The following is a 17666-nucleotide window of genomic DNA, read 5'->3' on the forward strand; positions in this document are numbered from 1 at the left end:
TTGCCAAGTCGTCGCCAGACTCTCAATCTCCGCAGCTTACAAGGCAATTGTTGCCCTGCTATCGGCAGCTTTCGCCGCTAGCAAGCCACTAAGCTGCGTCCTCCAAGGCTCTTTCCCGTGGTGCAACTCCGTAGGTTCGCAGTTTGCCACTTAGTGTTCTTAGTCCAATTCCCAGAGCCGCCGCGGTACGCGCACGATGGCCTGCGTGCCTCTCGAGCGTCGCCAAGATGACTTGGCGTTCGAGGTCGGCGAGCGTGATGTCGAGAGGTACGACCGGTTCCGTTGGTGGCTGGGGCGTTTCATGGGACACTTCAAGCCAGGGCCGTAGGGTGTCCGCGGCGATGCTCTCTCGATCTGCTAGCACGCAGGCACGTGTCACGACGTTCTGCAACTCGCGAACATTACCCGGCCAGTGGTAATCGACCATCAACTCGATGGCGTTGGTTTCCAGTTCGCGTGGCGGGCCACCGAGTCGCGCGTTCGCTTGCGCGACGAAGTGCGCGGCCAGATGAGGAATGTCCTCGCGGCGATTGCGCAGCGGTGGGACTTCGATTGGCACGACGTTCAGTCGATAGAAGAGGTCCTCACGAAACCGGCCACGGGCTACTTCTTGGCGAAGGTCGCGGTTTGTCGAAGCCAACACGCGGACATCAGCTTGAATGCTGGAGCTTGAGCCCACTGGTTCGAAGGTTCGTTCCTGCAACACGCGGAGCAGTTTGGCTTGGAGGCCCAGATTGATTTCTGTGATTTCGTCCAGCAGAAGTGTGCTGCCCTGTGCCAGCTCAAATCGTCCGACCCTATCTGCGTCGGCACCGGTGAATGCTCCGCGACGATGGCCAAACAACTCGCTCTCAGTGAGTTGCTCGGAAAGCACGGGGCAGTTAAGGCTAACCAGTTCCTTGCCGGCTCGTGAACTCGCCATATGCAGCGAGCGAGCAACCAATTCTTTACCAACGCCGCTCTCGCCACAGATAAGCACGGTTTCATCCGTCCGGCCAATCTGGGAAATCTGCCGGCGTAGCGACTGCATGGCGAGGCTTTCACCCACCATGGAGCGATCGCTGGATCCCACAGTCTCTCCGCGATGCTCGCCTGTTACGATCCGACCCTGCGAGCAAGCACTGGCCACGGCGCTTTCGAGCCGATCGATATCGAAAGGCTTCTCAAGGTAGTCGAACGCTCCCAGTCGCATGGCTTCGACCGCCGTGCCGACGCTGGCGTGTGCGGTCACCATCAACACTTGGGTGGAAATAGCAAGCCGCACAATTTCCTGAATGAACTCAAGGCCATCCATACCAGGCATTTGAAGGTCGGTGATAACCACGTCGCAAGTGTGGCATTTTAAATGCGCTAGGCCTTCAACGGCACTCGCACAAGAATGCACGCGGTAGCCGGTCGATTCCAGCGCACGAGCGACCGACTCGCGGGCGCGAGCATGATCGTCGACAATCAAGATGCGTGGCATTTCACTAGCCATAATCTAGGCAGCCATTCCCAGGCGTCCGCGTCCTTGGCGTGGAAACCGCAGAGTGAAAGCCGCGCCACCTTCCGGGCAGTTAGTGACCGATACCGAGCCGCCGTGGGCCTGTGCGATGTGTTCGACGATCGACAGCCCTAAGCCGGTACCGGTGTTCTTTGTTGAGAAAAACGGCTCAAACAACTTGCGGCGAAACTGTTCGGGGACGCCGTCCCCGCTGTCGGCCACCTCAAGTTCCAGCGCTTCGTCGTTCTCGTAAGAGGTGATGACGAGATCGCCCCCGTCGGGCATGGCGTCCAGGGCGTTCAGCACCAGGTTGAGCACTGCTCGGCGTACCATCTCGCGATCGCCGCTCATCACCGTGTTGGGTGGGATGTCCAGATCGACGTCGACTGCCTGGGCATCAAGCTGCGGCATGAGCGATTCGATGATCTCTTCGACCATCGTGCCAACAAGAAAGCTGCTGGGTTGTGGTTGGCGATGGGCGGTGAAGCTTAATAAATCGTTCACGGTAGCCTCCAGGGAGTAGAACCCTGCCTCGACAAGAGCCAGGGTTTCGAGCGCCCCGACGTCGCCCGACAGACGGCGACGAAGCAAACTCAGGTTTAACGTAACGGGTACCAGATTGTTCTTGACCTCGTGGGCCACGTGCGAAGCCATTTGCCCTAAGTCGGCCAGTCGATTCTTACGCGCAAGCTCGCGGTTCTTACGTTCTAGCTCGTCACTTAGTCTTGCCACTTCGGCGTGAAGTGCGGTGTGAGTTCTTTCCAACCGCTCGGTGGCCATGTTCCAGGCGTCGAGTAGCGTTTCTAAGTCGCTATCTGCCGAGAGCTCGTCGTCTACCGGCGCGTGCACCAGCCTCAGCAGAGGTGCTTCGTCGTTATTCGGCGATGGTGGCGTGGATTGGTTCATGCTTGGTACCGTCACTACCGACCTCCCGCCAGCAGGTCAAGACGCACATCGGCGTTTGGCATTTCGGCGACCACCGCTCGATGGTGTGGTCCGCGATGCTGTTGGTAGGCATCCGCAGCTTGATGGGCCGTATTGGCACGGCGAAGTTGCTGGGCGACTTCATCGCGACGTTCGGTCATTCGAGCTTCTTGGGCCCGCTCCAAGTCCATCACTTCGCTCAACAGTTGCTGGCACTCGGCGGCTTTGGTCGCACATGCCGACCGATCTGCTGGAGATCGCCAAACGCGGCTATCCGGGTCTTCGGCTTGGAAGGGGCGGAGCCCTCGCTCGACCATCTGTAACGCCGCGATAAGATGTTGTTTCGCACCGAGCAGTTGCAGCAAAGCCGTTGTGGCCGATTCGTCGACCAACTTCTGCTGCCGCATACCAATGTCGCGAAGCTGCACCAAAATGAGGTGCTTCTTGCGAATCAACTCGGCGAGATTGTCGGTGGCCAGGGCAGTCATTGCAACTAACGGGTCAGGTGAAAAACAGCTTCTCGGTACGTTGGTTACCACTTTCGCATTTCGGTGAGCATCAGCTCCCATTCGCTGCGGGTAAAATTTGTGGTCGCTAAGAAGTCCGCGTCAGCGGGTAGTTGCGCTAGCAACTGCAGCGCCTGATCAATGTTCAATCGCGCCTTCACCGGCTCTTTTCGCCGCTGTTGGCAGTTGGCAATCTGGACAAAGGTCTCGAGAACGAAGGGCTCGTTCTGGTAAAGGGTCGAGACGTTCGAGAATTCGTCAATGGCGTCGCGGAAGCGTTCGGGTGAACCTTCGACTCTTCCAAGTTCGAATAATGCCGAGCCTTTGAACATGTAGCAGTTGCGAAGCATTGCCCGATCAAGGGGCGATACCGAGTTGCTACCCGCGATGTCGCTGCGAACTTTTTCGTAGTGTCGTAGCGCCTCGTTTAACAGCTTTTGCACTTCGCGGGTGCTACTTTCTCGCTCGTTGGCTGTTTTTGCCTTGTCGAGATCTGCAAGTGGCTTATTAGCAGCCTGCCGATAAGACTCGGCAATCATGTAGTTCGCCAGCCGTGCTTTGCCGGTGTCGATGTCACGCTCGACTGCTTCAGATAGGCGGTCGATCGCGTCGTCGAAGTTGCCCGTGTCGTGCAGCAGTCGACCGAGCTCGAACAGCGACTCGCGCCACTCGGCGCTTTGGGGAGTTAAGCCGCTGCTGTGAAGATTCGCCAACAGCAGTTGTTCAGCATCGCGAATACGGCTGTTTTCGCGTAGCGCTTTGGCACAATCAAGCCTGGCGCGGAAAACCGCGGCGTCCTGCGGGTGTAACTCGATGCACTCTTCGAGAGCGAGAATTCCGTCTTCCGCTTTGCCAAGTGCTAGGTTGGCTTGCCCCAGCAGCAGTAGTGCCTGTGCATTTCGTTGCACGGGCTCGTTGCGTAGGTAGTCACCGAGCATGCGGGCCGCGCTCGAGTAACTTTGCCCGTCGAAGTAAGCTTGAGCGCTGTCCCAGACGGCGGTGGTGTACTTGCGTGTCGCAAACTCACGTTTTGCTAGCTGTTCGTATTCAAGTCCCGCTTCGCGTAGTCGAAGGCGCCCTTCATGAAGATCGGCCTGGCGGTCGCCGCCCTGCTCGCCTGCGTGCTCGATCAGATGTTTCCCCCAGGCCGTTCGAGTGTGCGCCAGTAGTTCTATCTGCTTGGTCTTCCCAAGTAGAGGGCCTAGCTGCTCAGCAAGTGTCAGCGCCGATTCGAACTGGTCCCGAGCAAGAAAATCGGCGTGCGCGGCTACCATTCGCTGGCGCAGGTCGTGCAGGGGCAGGTAAGCATTGCGATAGGAGCTTGGACTCTCGAGCATCGACAGGCTGCGGCGATAGGCTGTTAGGGCCTGAGCGTCGTCACGCTTAAACTCGCGATACAAGTCGCCCTCACCCACGGACGCTGCGACTCCAGCAGTTGAAGAAGTGAATAGCTTGCGGACTCGCTCGAACTGACGTATCGCGTCGTTCGTCGCACCAGTGAGCGCGTAGGCATCGCCGACGAGCAGCATCGCCTCTTCTGCCGCGTCGTCGGATGGCGAGATTTGTTTCAGCTGATCGATCGAGGCTGCCACCGAGTCGTGAAGCTTTGTAGGCCTAGCGTCCGGATCGAGGTGCACGCCAAGATGCCGGCGAAGTTCTTCGACATCGATTCGACCCGCAGTTAGAGCTTGCTCGCTTGCAGAGATTTGATCGCTCGGGATTGCTTGCAAAGTTGCCCGCGCTTCATTGAATCTTCCGAGCCTTGAAAGGACTTCGATTCGCTTGCAAAGCGTGGTGACTCGGTCGCGGCCTGTAAGGTGTTCGCCTTCAAGAGCTGCGTCGATGTGCTTCATCGCCTTTTGATATTCAGGAGGGTCGGCCTCGATGCAGGCTGTGGCTAATGACAGGTTCAGTTGTGTCGGATCGCCTTTGGAGGTCGCGAGGGCTTCTTCGAGTACCTCGAGCCCCGCCGCTGTCTCGCCGCATTCAAGGAGCGACCGACCCAGCAAGTAGCAACCCTCTTCCGTTCGTCCCTTGGGAAATCCGCACGACTTGGCTTCCTGCAGGTACTTCGAAGCAATCAAGTACTGACTCTGGCGCATGGCCGGAGACCAGTGCGTGTCGGCTTCTGCGGCTTTAGTAGCTCCTAACACGAAGAGGGGGCCGCCGTACTCGTGGGATGTTAACGTCCCGGCGTCGGTCATTTGGGCGACGAGATATCTCGCTTCTTCCCACTCATGCTTATCGTAGGCGGCCAGGGCATCGTCAATGGTCGGAATACCGCTCTGAACGGTAAGGGCGGCCAAGTACAACCAAGTGCCCACCGTTCCGACGACTAAGAGTAGCAGGCCAGTGCCGACGGCGATGCTACGAATGGGACTAGCGCTTGCCCATTGCCGCACCGCCTGGATGCTGCCGATCAGTGTACGGCGCTGGCGAGGCGGCGCGTCGTTGTTCGATTTGGAAGGTTCGGCAGCAGCCACTTAGCCATCCTTGGCATCGGCGGAAAACGCAGCAAGCTTCGTGCTCGCGAGTGAGCGCAGTCCGTCCGAATGGCTTCTACAGAGTCAGCAAACTAGCGTCAATGCAAAAGAATGCTAGCACCGTAGGTGCTTGAAGTGGGCCACCACTTCCGAGCTCAGTTGCCGCAGACGTGTTCCATCACCCAGCGATTGACGTCCGCTAACATGCAGGTGGTCAGGTCATCGTCGCCAGGGTATTGACGGAGCGAAACGCTGCAACCCGCAGAATGCAGAAGTCGCAGATCACTGCAAACGGCCAACTCGGGGTAGCCTTGATAGTCGCGAGCCGACGCAATGAACAGCGGCAGGGATCGCACTCGATTGATGCTTCTAAGCAAGCCATGACGGCGAGGAAGTCGGCCATTGAGCGAAGCGGCGCCAGCGAATCGGTGGGGCGATTGCAGCGCCAAACGGAGTGCCATGGAGCCACCATCTCCGTGACCAATCAGGAAGACTCGCTCGCTGTGGATGTTGAACTCCTGGCGAGCTAATTGGATCGCCTCGCTCACTGCGGCGTCCGCCGCTGCAATAGCCGCGGGTTGCTGAACCCAGCGGTGACCCTTCATGACACGATTGCACTCGTGGGAGCCCCGCGGAGCGACGGCCACGAAGTTCTGTGTACTCAAATGCTGCATGACCTGCGGCAGATGACGCTCGCTACCACCACGATCGTGAAGCCAAACCAATAGAGGATAGGCGTAGCCGGGCTCGTAATTCAGTGGCAAGAACGATGCCACTGGAGCCGCTAGGGCTGAGCGAACACGCTGTTCGACCAGTGCGGTCGCCATCGCGTTATCGGGAAGGGTGGGGATTAGTTTTTGCCATTGGTGATCGCTTGCTGCTTGGACGGCAAGTCGGTTCATAATGCACGTTCTCGGGCGGGACTATGGACGAACAGCTGTAACTGCTGGGTCGTTTGAAATCGGATAACGTCCAGTGGCACCATGGACGCGGCAGAATATAACGCAGAGCACCAAACTAGCGGAGCTCACGTCGAGTGTGGCAGGATAGCGAGGCATAGAATCGACTGTCGAGGTCTTTGACATGCTTGCGTGAGGCTAACGTTCGTAAGGGAACGATGGCCATGACTCCTACCGCCAATGAAGCGATTGGATCGCCTCATCCACCAAGTCAAACTTAGTGATGAAGCCGACTCTAATCGAACCGGTGGGTAAGTGTCAACGCCGGCCTAGTTCGGCCGGCGTTGCTAGCTAGGTTGGGTGGTTGACAATTAAACAAGCTTGGCCATCGCGGAAACAAGCTCTTTCACCGCATCAACGCTGTTTTTGAAGGCAGCCGATTCGCTGTCGGTGAGCTTCAGCTCGATGATCTTTTCCACGCCCCCGGTACCAAGAATGACAGGCACACCGACGTAGTAACCACCGACGCCGTATTCCTTATCGCAGTAAGCGGCACAAGGAATAAGACGCTTCTTGTCGCGAATCACTGCTTCCACCATTTGTGCTGTTGCGCCGGCTGGAGCGTAATAAGCGCTACCTGTCTTCAACAGGCCCACAATCTCGGCGCCACCCTTACGAGTGCGATCGACGATTTCTTCGAGTCGTTCTGGGCTGATAAGCTGGGTGACAGGAATTCCGCCCACGGTGGTGCAGCTTGGTAGGGGCACCATGGTGTCGCCGTGGCCACCCATCAGCAGGGCGCTGATGTCTTCGACGCTGACACCGAGCTCCATGGCCAGGAACGTGCGGTACCGTGCGGTGTCGAGCACACCGGCCTGACCAATAACGCGGGAAGGGGGAAATCCAGTGACCTGAAGTGCTCGCTGGACCATGGCGTCCAGCGGATTGCTGACGACGATCACCACGGCATCGGGGCTGGTAACTTTCACCTGCTCGCAGACCGCGGTCATGATCTTTGCGTTGGTTGCTAGCAGATCGTCGCGGCTCATTCCCGGCTTGCGCGGGATGCCAGCGGTGATGACCACCACATCGCTACCGGCGGTGTCGGCGTAGTCGTTGGTGCCGACGACGTTGGCGTCGAAACCAAAGATGGGCGATGCTTGCATCAGGTCGAGCGCTTTGCCACGCGGCATATCGGCAAAGTCACCTGGAATGTCCAGAAGCACGATATCGCCTAGCTCGGCGGCGGCACACCAATGCGCCGTGGTTGCACCAACATTGCCCGCTCCAACGATCGAAATCTTCGCTCGACGCATCTTGCCTACCCTCCAACTGCATGAATTCGCGAATCACCGGCTAGCACTGGTTGCACACCGTCTACTGTTGAGTATCTGCGCGATGGCTAAGGGCCGCAAGTAGCCTCCATTTTCGCACGGTCCGTGTGCCACATCCGCCCGGCGACTAGTAGGGCACGGCGGTCGAGTTTGCGGTGAATGCTGCCGATCTGGACAGCCGACGGCGCATCGAGTACCGTCCGCCGCCTGACTCAAACCGGGTTTTTTCATCATTGGTCGGCATTTCAAGCCACGCTGACGTACGCATGTCCAACGCCACTTCATCCATCTTCGGCTGGCTTCGCCGCGGTCAGGAATTGATCCTGCCGCTGGGCTTCATGGCCAGCGTGCTGGTGATCCTGGTGCCGTTGCCTCCGGAGCTCTTGGACGTACTACTCGCCACGAATATCACCGTGGCGGTGATCATTCTCCTGACGACCATCTACGTTCGCACGCCGCTCGAGTTCAGTATTTTTCCTTCGTTGCTTTTGGCGACGACGCTTGCCCGACTGGTGCTAAACGTCGCTACTACGCGGTTGATTCTCACCCGCGCTGGCACCGACAAACTCGAGGCCGCTGGCAGCGTTATCACGGCATTCGCCGACTTCGTTGCGGGAAATGGCCAGGTGGTCGTTGGTTTGATCATCTTCGTCATCATCGTGATCATCCAGTTTGTGGTGATTACCAAAGGCGCGACGCGCATTAGCGAAGTGGCCGCGCGGTTTGCCTTGGACGGCATGCCTGGCAAGCAAATGGCGATTGACGCCGATTTGAACGCTGGCATCATCGACGAGAAGGAAGCCCAACGTCGCCGCGAAGAGGTTACGCAGCAGGCCGACTTCTATGGTGCCATGGATGGTGCCAGCAAGTTCGTCCGTGGCGATGCAATTGCCGGTATCATTATTACGCTCATCAATATTATGGGCGGCCTCATCATCGGCATGGCCCAGATGGGAATGGACCTCGCCGAAGCCGCGTCGCTGTTTACGCGGCTCACCATTGGCGATGGTTTGGTGAGCCAGGTGCCTGCATTCTTAATTTCGTTGGCGGCTGGTTTGCTCGTCACGCGGAGCACTGCCAAGTCGAACATGCCGCAGCAGTTCATGGATCAACTGTTCTCGCGGCCACAGGCACTCGTCGTGACGGCTGGGTTTCTGGGTGTGCTGGTCTTCACGAGCCTGCCAGCGGTGCCGCTGGTGACTCTAGGCGCCGCTTGTCTCGGAATGTCGCGATTGCTCACGAATAAAGAGAAGGCGAAGCGCGTCGAAGACGCCGCGGCCGATAGAACAGCCGCTGCCCCTCCTAAAGAAGAACGTGTCGAAGATTTTCTGGCCGTTGATCCGATGGAGATCGAACTTGGCGTGGGGCTGATTCGACTCGCCGACCCCAATCGTGGCGGCGACCTACTCGACCGGGTGGGGCGTGTGCGAAACAACGTGGCGGCCGAGATTGGTCTAGTGATGCCCAAAGTCCGCATCCGCGACAATATGCGGTTGGAGCAAAACGAGTATCGTATCAAGATCGCCGACATGCCAATCGAACAAGCCACCGTCGAGCCTGGTCTACTGCTGGCCATCGATTCGGGAATGACCACTGGCGAGGTGGATGGCATACCGACCAAGGATCCCGCGTTCGGCACGGATGCAAAGTGGATTCAACCAGGATTGCAGGACCAGGCAGAACTTTACGGTTACACAGTGGTCGAGCCTGCCGCCGTGCTTGCGACGCACCTAACTGAAGTCTGTCGTCGTCACGCGGACGAGATTCTCAATCGCGATGCGACCAAGCACTTGATCGACGAACTCAAGAAGGTTTCGCCGGCGGTGGTCGACGAGTTGATTCCGGGCACGTTGTCGCTCGCCGAAGTCCAGACGGTATTGCAGATGCTGCTTCGCGAGCAAGTATCGATTCGTCAGCTCGCGTTGATACTCGAGACCCTCGGCGACTACGCGCAGCGGACCAAGGATCCGGTGCTGCTCACCGAGTACGTCCGGCATCGCCTCGCTCGGCAGATTTGCACACGTTATCGAGATGGCGAGAGCGCGCTGCACGTGGTGGCGCTCGATCCTGCTCTCGAGGACCGTGTCCGCGCGGGCTCGGAGCATAACGACCGAGGGCTTTTCATTCGGATGTCGCCGCAAGCAGTGGAGACCACTTGCAATCGAATCCGACAGCAGGTTGAGAAGTTGGTGACGGAAAATCACGCGCCGATCGTGTTGGTAAGCCCACAGATTCGTGCGGCACTCAAGCAGCTCACTGAGAATCACCTGCCTCAACTAGCGGTGCTGAGTTTCAACGAGATTACCCGCGATACCAAAGTGGTGACACACGGTTTGGTCACCGATGCCGTTTAGTATTCTTCAAAGAGTGTTTTAGCAACTGGTTGGGGCTGACATGGAAGTGAAATCATTCCGCGCGAAGACGATGCAGCAGGCACTCGAACTCGTTCGCAGCGAGTTTGGTAGTGACGCATCCGTAGTCCATACTCGCGAGGTGAATCGGAGCCTCTTGGGTCGAATGCTCGTCGGCCGACAGGTGGAAGTGGTTGCTATGCCGGCGCCCGCTCCGGAACCTGTAGTTGTAGAACGGATCACGGCCGCGGTGCCGTCGTTGCATGAGGAGATCGACTACCGTGCTCGTTATCGTGCGAATCTCGACAACGAGCTTGCCGAGCAAATTGGCAGCCTTCGGTCGATGGTTGAGCAACTCTGTGAGGCACGAGCCGACCGCGGTTCGAACGAACTGCCTCGTGGTATGTTTCAGGCCTACACCGACTTGATCGAGGCCGATGTCGAAGAAGCAACGGCTCGCGAATTGATCGACCAATTGGGTGCGGACGGGCGTGGTGGTGCTCAGTTCGATTCGGCGGACCGGCTTCGGGAATTGGTGACGCGGCAGATTCAAACTACCGGTCCGATTCGCATTACTCCCGGTGAGAGGCGACTCGTCGCACTTGTTGGTCCCACGGGTGTCGGAAAAACAACCACTGTCGCCAAGCTGGCAGCCAACTTTCGCCTTCGCGACAAGCGGCGTGTCGGACTCATAACAGTGGATACTTACCGCGTGGCTGCGGTTGAGCAACTACGAACTTACGCCGATATCATCGACTTACCCATGGAAGTGGTCGCCACCCCGCGCGAGATGCGCGAGGCGGTGAGCCGGATGACCGATCTCGATTTGGTGCTACTCGACACGGCCGGCCGTAGTCCACGCGACGAGGTGCAGATTCAGGAACTCAAATCGATGCTCGGTGAGGCTCGTGCGGACGAGGTGCATTTAGTGCTCTCGAGCACCGCCGCTTCTAGGAGTCTGGTAAAAACTGCTGAGCAATTTGCCCAGGTGGGGGCGACTTCCCTCTTGCTCACGAAGCTGGACGAGGCCATGAGTCTAGGACATCTGCTAACCTTGTTCCGCAACTGCCCGTTGCCACTCAGCTACCTGACCACCGGGCAGAATGTACCGGACGATATCGCGGTTGCGTCGGCTGCGTCGCTCGCCGATCAAATGTTTGGTGCCGTGGCCAATTATTAGTATTCATGCCGTAAGGTGCAGTCCCACGAGGTCGGTTCGATGGACGATCAAGCCGCGAAACTCAGGCAGTTGGTAAGCGCCGCTCGCTATGCCGCAACCGTGGCTACCGGTCCGCCCTTGCTGGTCGTGTACTCACCAGCGCGGAGCGATGAGTCGCAACAGTTTGTTCATCGCTTTCGCAACCAATGCGGAGCGCGAGGAATTCGCACCGCCGATGTCCGATCCGGCAACTCGCTGAGTTCCGCGGTCGACTGGCAAGTCTTCCAAGTCGCCGGCGAGTATCAGAGCGAGGACTTTGATCACTGGCATCGTGCTTCCGTCCAGATTGTTCTTACGCACTCTGATGACGAATCGGTGGTCGAAACTTACAAGAAGCTCAAAGACGTAGCGCTGCACACGCCGCTACCACCTCTTGAACTCGTGGTGTTTACAGACGACGACCCACCCACGGCGTTTGTTTCCGCACAGAGATTGTCGCAGACGTGCCAGCGTTTCTTATTAGCGAGTATTGCTGGTATTACTTTGATCGATGGTGCCAGCCTGAGCGACGCCGCCGAAGTGTCAGCACTCGTTGAGCGACTTGCAATGATGGCACCGGTAGCAGAACGCAGTCTTAACAATCCTATTGCCGCGCACTCGGCTAACGAGCTATAACCCCCGCGCGTCACGTTGCAATCCATCGCAACGTGACAACCTTTTCTCTAGCAATCCCCTTTTCCTACGCGTATGACGCTCGTTCTCGACGACTTGTCCGCGCCCGCTTCGTGCACGCACGACCGACACGCATTGCTAGGCAGTTTCGCGAATCTGTCGACAATGCCTCAAGCCAGAATTCTCCCCATGCCGATAACTTCCGACATAGCCATCCCGCGCTCACAAGCGGCAAAATGGCGAGAGTGGATGAAGTTTAACGGCATCACACGGTGGATTCATGGGTCGAGCTTACGCCGGAGTCCTTGGCTACCTGGCTGCAGCTGTCACCTTGACGCGAGGCGTGATCGCGAGTGGCGGAGTCGAGGGCACCGTGCTCTCGGCGGTCACGGCGATGGCCATCTTCGCAGTCATTGGCTTTGTACTGGGCAGCATTGCTCAGACCACAGTCGACGGAGCAGTTCGTCAGCGACTCGAAGCGCAGTTTGAAGCGAATCAATCACCTATGGCGAGTTGACGCCAAGCCTGAACTACATCTACGCATATCCAACTCCCCATCTAATCTAAAACTAAGACGTCTCGCGCCACATGATGTGGCGCGCTAGTGGAATCACGGAGGACCGAATGGCCACGACGACTATTGCATCGAAGGAAGAAATTGGCGAGGTTTGGCTGCAGTACAAAGCCGACCCCGACAATAAGATGCTGCGGAATCGCCTTGTCGAGCAGTACCTGCCCCTGGTGAAGTACAACGGCGAACGCATCTGGTCGCGTCTTCCCGATGGAGTCGACCTGGACGACCTGATCTCGGCTGGCGTGTTCGGACTGATGGACGCCATCAACGCCTTCGACATGAATCGCGGCGTGAAGTTCGAGACCTACTGTGTGCCTCGTATTCGCGGTGCCATGCTCGACGAGCTGCGTACCATGGACTGGGTGCCTCGTTTGGTCCGAAGCAAGGCCAGCAAGCTGAACGAAGCCGTCAAGCAGCTCGAAGCTCGCCTCGGCCGTTCGCCCAACGAGAACGAACTCGCCGATCAGATGGGCATCAACGTCAAGGAGCTCGAGAAGCTGATCACCGACGCCAACGCGGTGAACCTCGTGAGCCTCAATAAGAAGTGGTACGAGACCGACAGCTACAAGGATGTCCGCGAGATCGACATTCTCGAAGACAAGAAGGGCGAAGACCCCACCAAGCGGATTCAGAAGTCGGATCTGATGCGCCTTGTCACCAAGGGCCTCAACCGCAACGAGCGGCTCATCATCATCCTCTACTACTACGAGGAACTGACGATGAAAGAGATCGGTGCCACGCTCGATCTGTCCGAAAGCCGCGTCAGCCAAATGCACAGCGCGATCGTCAATCGCCTGCAAGGACAGCTTGGCCGCCGCCGCCCCGAGTTCGGCGCGACCGCTTAGGGATCGCTCGTCATCGCAAGATCGTTCGAAGCCGCGGCCATTGGCCGCGGCTTTGTTCGTTTACACCCGTAAGTCTTCGGCGTTCGCCCCGGTGCCATACTTCGCACGCAACGGATCGATCAGCTCGGCGATAAAGGCATCGACTTGCTCCGGTGCCCGGCCGACCAGCGACTGGGCATTCACAGCCGCCGCGATGTCGACTTTCGAAAACGCTTTGTCTTTCTTGAGCCGCTCCAAAAGGTCGTTGGGCTTGCCTTGTTGCTTCACCACGGCCGCTGCGTCCTGGCTGTGTTGGCGGATCAGCTCGTGGAGTTCCTGACGATCACCACCTGCCGTCACGGCTTGCATCAGGATGTTCTCGGTGACCATGAACGGCAGCTCTTCATTCAGGTTCTTCGCAATCACCTGTGGGTAAACGACCAGTCCGCTCGCCACGTTGTGGTAGATCGACAGAATGGCGTCGATCGCCAAAAACGCTTGCGGGAGTGTTAATCGTCGATTCGCGCTGTCGTCAAGCGTTCGCTCCATCCACTGAGTGGCGTGCGTGTTGGCACCGCTTGACTCGAGACTCATAGCAAATCTTGCCAGCCCGCAAATGCGCTCCGAACGCATCGGGTTCCGCTTGTAGGCCATGGCCGAGGAGCCGATTTGTTCCTTTTCGAAAGGCTCTTCAACCTCCTTGCGGTGCGCCAGGATGCGAATGTCGGTTGCCGCCTTGTGGCAACTTGCTGCTATGCCCGACAAGGTGCTGAGAATCTGATGGTCAACCTTGCGCGGGTACGTTTGGCCGGTGACCGCATAGACATTTTCGAAGCCCATCTTCTCGGCAACGCGGCGTTCGAGCTTCACCACCTTTTCGTGGTCGCCATCGAACAGTTCAAGGAAGCTTGCTTGAGTTCCAGTAGTGCCCTTCGTGCTTCGAGCCGCCAGGGTTTCGAGACGGTGGTCGACCTCAGCCAGGTCCATCACTAGGTCGTATGCCCACAGCGTTGCACGCTTGCCCATCGTCGTTGGCTGGGCGGGCTGCAGATGCGTGAACCCGAGAGTTGCAAGGTCGCGGTGCTCGGTAGCGAACTGCGCGAGAGCTTCGATCACCGCCATCAGTCGCCCACGCAGTAGCTCAAGCGACTCGCGGATGAGAATCAGATCGGTGTTGTCGACCACGTAGTTGCTCGTGGCACCCAGATGGATGACGCCCTTGGCACGCAGGCACTGGTCGCCATACACATGCACGTGGGCCATCACGTCGTGTCGCAGCCGCTTCTCGTACGCCGCGGCGGCGATAAAGTCGATGTCGTCGACCTTGGCTCGAAGCTCGTCGAGCTGCGCTTCGGCGATTGGCAAACCGAGTTCCGCCTCGGCTTCGGCAAGCGCGACCCATAGTCGCCGCCAAGTGCTGAACTTCTTCTGATCGCCCCAGATGGCCGCCATCTGCCGCGAGGCGTAGCGAGAGATCAATGGGTTTTCGTAGTACTCGTGATGATTCATGGCTTCGTAAGACGGAATTCATTCCGCTAAATGGAGTTCTAAGAACGGAAGTATTTCCGCGCTACATATTGGTCAAGTCGTCTTCACTGCGGCTGCCTACGATGGCATCGAGTGCCGCACCTACGGCCCGCGCCTCGACCGGCGTATGTTGCTTTCGCAAATAAACTCGGCAAGCGCGATGGGCAATCGGCAGTTGCTTGAATAACTGGTCGTCGGTCAGCGGATAAACTTTGTCGGTCGAAGGATTGTACTGAAAGTTCTGCCCCGCGGTGGCCGCCAAGGCATCGGGACGGTAGATATGGCGTGGCAAGTCGATCTGCATTTCCATGTCGCGCATTTCGGCGGGCAGCTTAGCGCGGAGCGCCTGTTCAAGAATACCCGCGTCGCTGAACACGCTGGCCGCTTCGCTATCCCCCTCGCGAATCGTCTGGTTGCGGTCTTCAATGCAAACCCAGTCCACTTGCCGTTCCAGCAGTCTCGCCCAGCGATGACCCATCTCCCGTGTCCGATCGTCGTTTGACTTTGGCCATCGCGACACGTCGATCAGCAGCGACCACTCCGTGAAGTGCAGGTACTCGTCCAGGTGCTCGATGGGGTTGCCCGGAAACAGCAAGTCTCGACTGTCGCGAAACAAATCGCCAAGCGTCTTATCGATTGCGCGGACGGTGCGATGGAAGTAGACCGCGCGGAACAACTCGCTCTTGGTCTGCATGAACTTCACCAAGGCGTTCATGCCCTTCTGGTGAATCGTTAGACCTTGCTTGCTGAAGAAGCTGTAGCGCAGCAATCGATCGAGATCGTACGCGCGATTGCTGTAGCCCGACATGTAGGCGTCGCGAAGCACGAAGTCCATGTTGTCCACCGTGTAGAGACCACAGAACAAGCTCCGCAGCATCACCAACCAACGGGGATGCTCATGGGCGTCGTTTGTCTTGGGGCGCTGGATCAACATCGCGACTTGCAGTGGGTCGAGTTGCTCGCCGTCGTTCATCCGGCTATTGGGGCACTCGCGAATGCCGCGGATCAAGTGCCCAAGTTCGTCGGTAATGATCTTCGCGCCGAGGATCTCGTGCGTCAGGCCGTAGTTCTTCAGAAAGTGGGCGTCGAAGAAGTGCCCGAATGGCCCATGCCCTACGTCGTGCAGCAGGGCGGATACACGGCTTAGGCACTCGACGTACCCCCGGCTGGGCACGTCGGGGCAAGTCTCCTCCAGGCTGTCGTACAGCCGGTCAATGACCCGGCTCGCCATGTGCATCGCACCGACGATGTGCTGGAAACGGGTGTGCTCGGCCGACGGGTAGACCCACCAGGCGGTTTGGAGCTGATGGATTTGCCGCATCCGCTGCACCCATGGGTGGTCCAGCAGGGTCCGCTCGGCCACCTCGCCGGCCGGAACCATCGACAAAAAGGGGATGTACCCGTGGATCGGGTCGTGGCACAAACTCTCGCGTTGCAGGTCCTTCATACCGCATATTTTGGCCGACGCTTGGGGTAAACAGAAGGGACCGCCCTCCGATTCCCTAGTCCCGCCGACAATCGTCACATTCCATCCTAGCCATCAGAAACTGGACAGGCGCTGTGAATCTCGCTGCGCAAGCCGGACAAACTTCGAAGTAGCGGCGGGCGCTAGCTCTGCCAAGTGCGTAGCGGCAGGTCCATGCAAGCGCGGCTGGAGGTAGGAGAGCTACGCCAACGATGCCGAGCAGGGCGACGGGAGTGCCGATGCCTTGCCCCAAGTTTCCGCCTAGCATCACGAAGGCCAAGACCACCAAGACGAAGAGGAGGGGTAATAGCGCGAAAACTCCCAACATCGTGCTGAAAAATCGAACCCACCAACAGGTCACTTGATGGGGTCGCCAGAACATCGCCAGTACACATCCCAACGCCGAGATGGTCAGCAACGACCATACGACAAGGGGACCTCCACGCGGTTGTTGGGCGAGCATCATTGCGAGCTGCCAGGTGGCAAGGGCCGTGAGCAGAATCCAACACGAAATGGCGACCACCACGCTCGCCGGTAACCCGATTCGAGGATCGTATCGGGATTCGGAGGCCGAGTCGCTTTGCATGTTGATCCCTTTGGATGACCGTGCATTCCAGCGTCGATACTACGCGGCGTGCATCCTCCATCATCGTTCGGTCAAGGGGACACCCAATCGCAGCACGCGGTTACCAGACGACCCCGCAGCGTTTGCACTTACCGCGATTGAAAAAGAAGTCGTTTGCTTTGACCTTTGTATTTCCACAGCTTGGACAAACGAGACGAAAATATCGCCTTGCCGACTTGGTCCCCAAAGAGAAAAAGATGGTCCACAACAATAGGACAAAACCGAAGAGGAAGGCGATGCCTACCATGGCAGCCGTACGGAGGTCGATGTTCTGAAGTTCGGGTGGCGCGTCGGCACCCAGGATCTCTGGATTGTTGGCGATCATCATTACCCCGACGACACCAAACCCGGCACCCAAGGTGTAGAGAACGGCGCCGATCCCCACCAGAATGCGCCCCCACTGATGGGCCAAGCGATGTCCCTTAGCGATGCCCAGCAGGATGAGGATGCCAATCACGACGGAAATGAGCGAGCCAATCGCCGGCTCGCCTGCTGCGAGTTGTCCAACGCTCCCAATCGCTGATAAAAGGACCATCAATCCGGTAGCGACTAGTGCCACAATCACCGATGTCGGCATTGGACCCCGTTCACCCGGTGGTAACTCCGTGGCCCCGGCCGTGGACGACGCAACGGGGGCAGCAAATGGATTCGAGGGATCGTTGAACTGGGACACGGCGGCACCTCGGTCGGGAAGAAGTTGCTCGGCGGAAGCCAGTGCCTCCTTGGCCATTGTCGAACGTGCTAGTGGAGTCGAAATTCACCCCTGCGGCAAGTACGAAACGGGCTCGTAGAGCCCTATTTCTAGAACCGCGGAATTCAGCTCCTGCAAAAAGGGGAATA

Annotated in this window: 14 protein-coding genes; 5 read left to right on the forward strand and 9 right to left on the reverse strand. The window is 58.2% G+C overall.

The window, feature by feature from the left end:
- Nucleotides 1–88 precede the first annotated feature (88 nt).
- The 6 genes from SH292x_RS07185 to mdh all read right to left on the reverse strand — a co-directional run bounded on the left by SH292x_RS07185 (nucleotide 89) and on the right by mdh (nucleotide 7611).
- Nucleotides 89–1465: a sigma-54-dependent transcriptional regulator gene (locus SH292x_RS07185; RefSeq protein WP_442484913.1), complete on the reverse strand. Its 1377-nt coding sequence runs from the start codon at nucleotides 1463–1465 to the stop codon at nucleotides 89–91.
- 15 nt (nucleotides 1466–1480) lie between these two features.
- On the reverse strand, nucleotides 1481–2389 hold the full coding sequence (locus tag SH292x_RS07190) for a sensor histidine kinase (protein WP_442484914.1): 909 nt from the start codon (nucleotides 2387–2389) through the stop codon (nucleotides 1481–1483).
- 14 nt (nucleotides 2390–2403) lie between these two features.
- Entirely contained in the window at nucleotides 2404–2895 is a 492-nt protein-coding gene (locus SH292x_RS07195) for a hypothetical protein (RefSeq protein WP_442484915.1), read from the reverse strand.
- 44 nt (nucleotides 2896–2939) lie between these two features.
- Nucleotides 2940–5396 (reverse strand): tetratricopeptide repeat protein, encoded by a 2457-nt coding sequence (locus SH292x_RS07200; protein ID WP_442484916.1) that lies wholly within the window; start codon nucleotides 5394–5396, stop codon nucleotides 2940–2942.
- Nucleotides 5397–5551: 155 nt separating this feature from the next.
- A complete protein-coding gene (locus SH292x_RS07205) occupies nucleotides 5552–6298 on the reverse strand; it encodes an alpha/beta hydrolase (protein ID WP_442484917.1) in 747 nt (248 codons plus the stop codon).
- A gap of 368 nt (nucleotides 6299–6666) precedes the next feature.
- Nucleotides 6667–7611, reverse strand: coding sequence for a malate dehydrogenase (gene mdh, locus SH292x_RS07210; protein ID WP_442484918.1), 945 nt, complete (start codon nucleotides 7609–7611; stop codon nucleotides 6667–6669).
- A gap of 284 nt (nucleotides 7612–7895) precedes the next feature.
- Between mdh and flhA the strand changes: the two genes are divergently transcribed.
- The 5 genes from flhA to SH292x_RS07235 all read left to right on the forward strand — a co-directional run bounded on the left by flhA (nucleotide 7896) and on the right by SH292x_RS07235 (nucleotide 13230).
- A complete protein-coding gene (gene flhA, locus SH292x_RS07215) occupies nucleotides 7896–9983 on the forward strand; it encodes a flagellar biosynthesis protein FlhA (protein WP_442484919.1) in 2088 nt (695 codons plus the stop codon).
- Nucleotides 9984–10023: 40 nt separating this feature from the next.
- Entirely contained in the window at nucleotides 10024–11160 is a 1137-nt protein-coding gene (gene flhF / locus SH292x_RS07220; protein WP_442484920.1) for a flagellar biosynthesis protein FlhF, read from the forward strand.
- Nucleotides 11161–11199: 39 nt separating this feature from the next.
- A complete protein-coding gene (locus SH292x_RS07225; protein WP_442484921.1) occupies nucleotides 11200–11814 on the forward strand; it encodes a hypothetical protein in 615 nt (204 codons plus the stop codon).
- A 277-nt stretch (nucleotides 11815–12091) separates the two neighbouring features.
- Nucleotides 12092–12328: a hypothetical protein gene (locus SH292x_RS07230; protein ID WP_442484922.1), complete on the forward strand. Its 237-nt coding sequence runs from the start codon at nucleotides 12092–12094 to the stop codon at nucleotides 12326–12328.
- Nucleotides 12329–12435: 107 nt separating this feature from the next.
- Nucleotides 12436–13230, forward strand: a complete 795-nt coding sequence (locus tag SH292x_RS07235; RefSeq protein WP_442484923.1) for a FliA/WhiG family RNA polymerase sigma factor — start codon at nucleotides 12436–12438, stop codon at nucleotides 13228–13230.
- 60 nt (nucleotides 13231–13290) lie between these two features.
- Here the strand turns inward: SH292x_RS07235 and purB are convergent, their stop codons facing one another.
- The 3 genes from purB to SH292x_RS07250 form a co-directional block, all read right to left on the reverse strand.
- Nucleotides 13291–14718: an adenylosuccinate lyase gene (purB, locus tag SH292x_RS07240; protein ID WP_442484924.1), complete on the reverse strand. Its 1428-nt coding sequence runs from the start codon at nucleotides 14716–14718 to the stop codon at nucleotides 13291–13293.
- 61 nt (nucleotides 14719–14779) lie between these two features.
- Nucleotides 14780–16183: an HD domain-containing protein gene (locus SH292x_RS07245; RefSeq protein ID WP_442484925.1), complete on the reverse strand. Its 1404-nt coding sequence runs from the start codon at nucleotides 16181–16183 to the stop codon at nucleotides 14780–14782.
- Nucleotides 16184–16887: 704 nt separating this feature from the next.
- Nucleotides 16888–17556, reverse strand: coding sequence for a hypothetical protein (locus SH292x_RS07250; RefSeq protein WP_442484926.1), 669 nt, complete (start codon nucleotides 17554–17556; stop codon nucleotides 16888–16890).
- Nucleotides 17557–17666: the final 110 nt, after the last annotated feature.

This window comes from Aeoliella fuhlenseeensis, from assembly GCF_052161615.1.
In the GTDB taxonomy this organism is placed as follows: domain Bacteria; phylum Planctomycetota; class Planctomycetia; order Pirellulales; family Lacipirellulaceae; genus Aeoliella.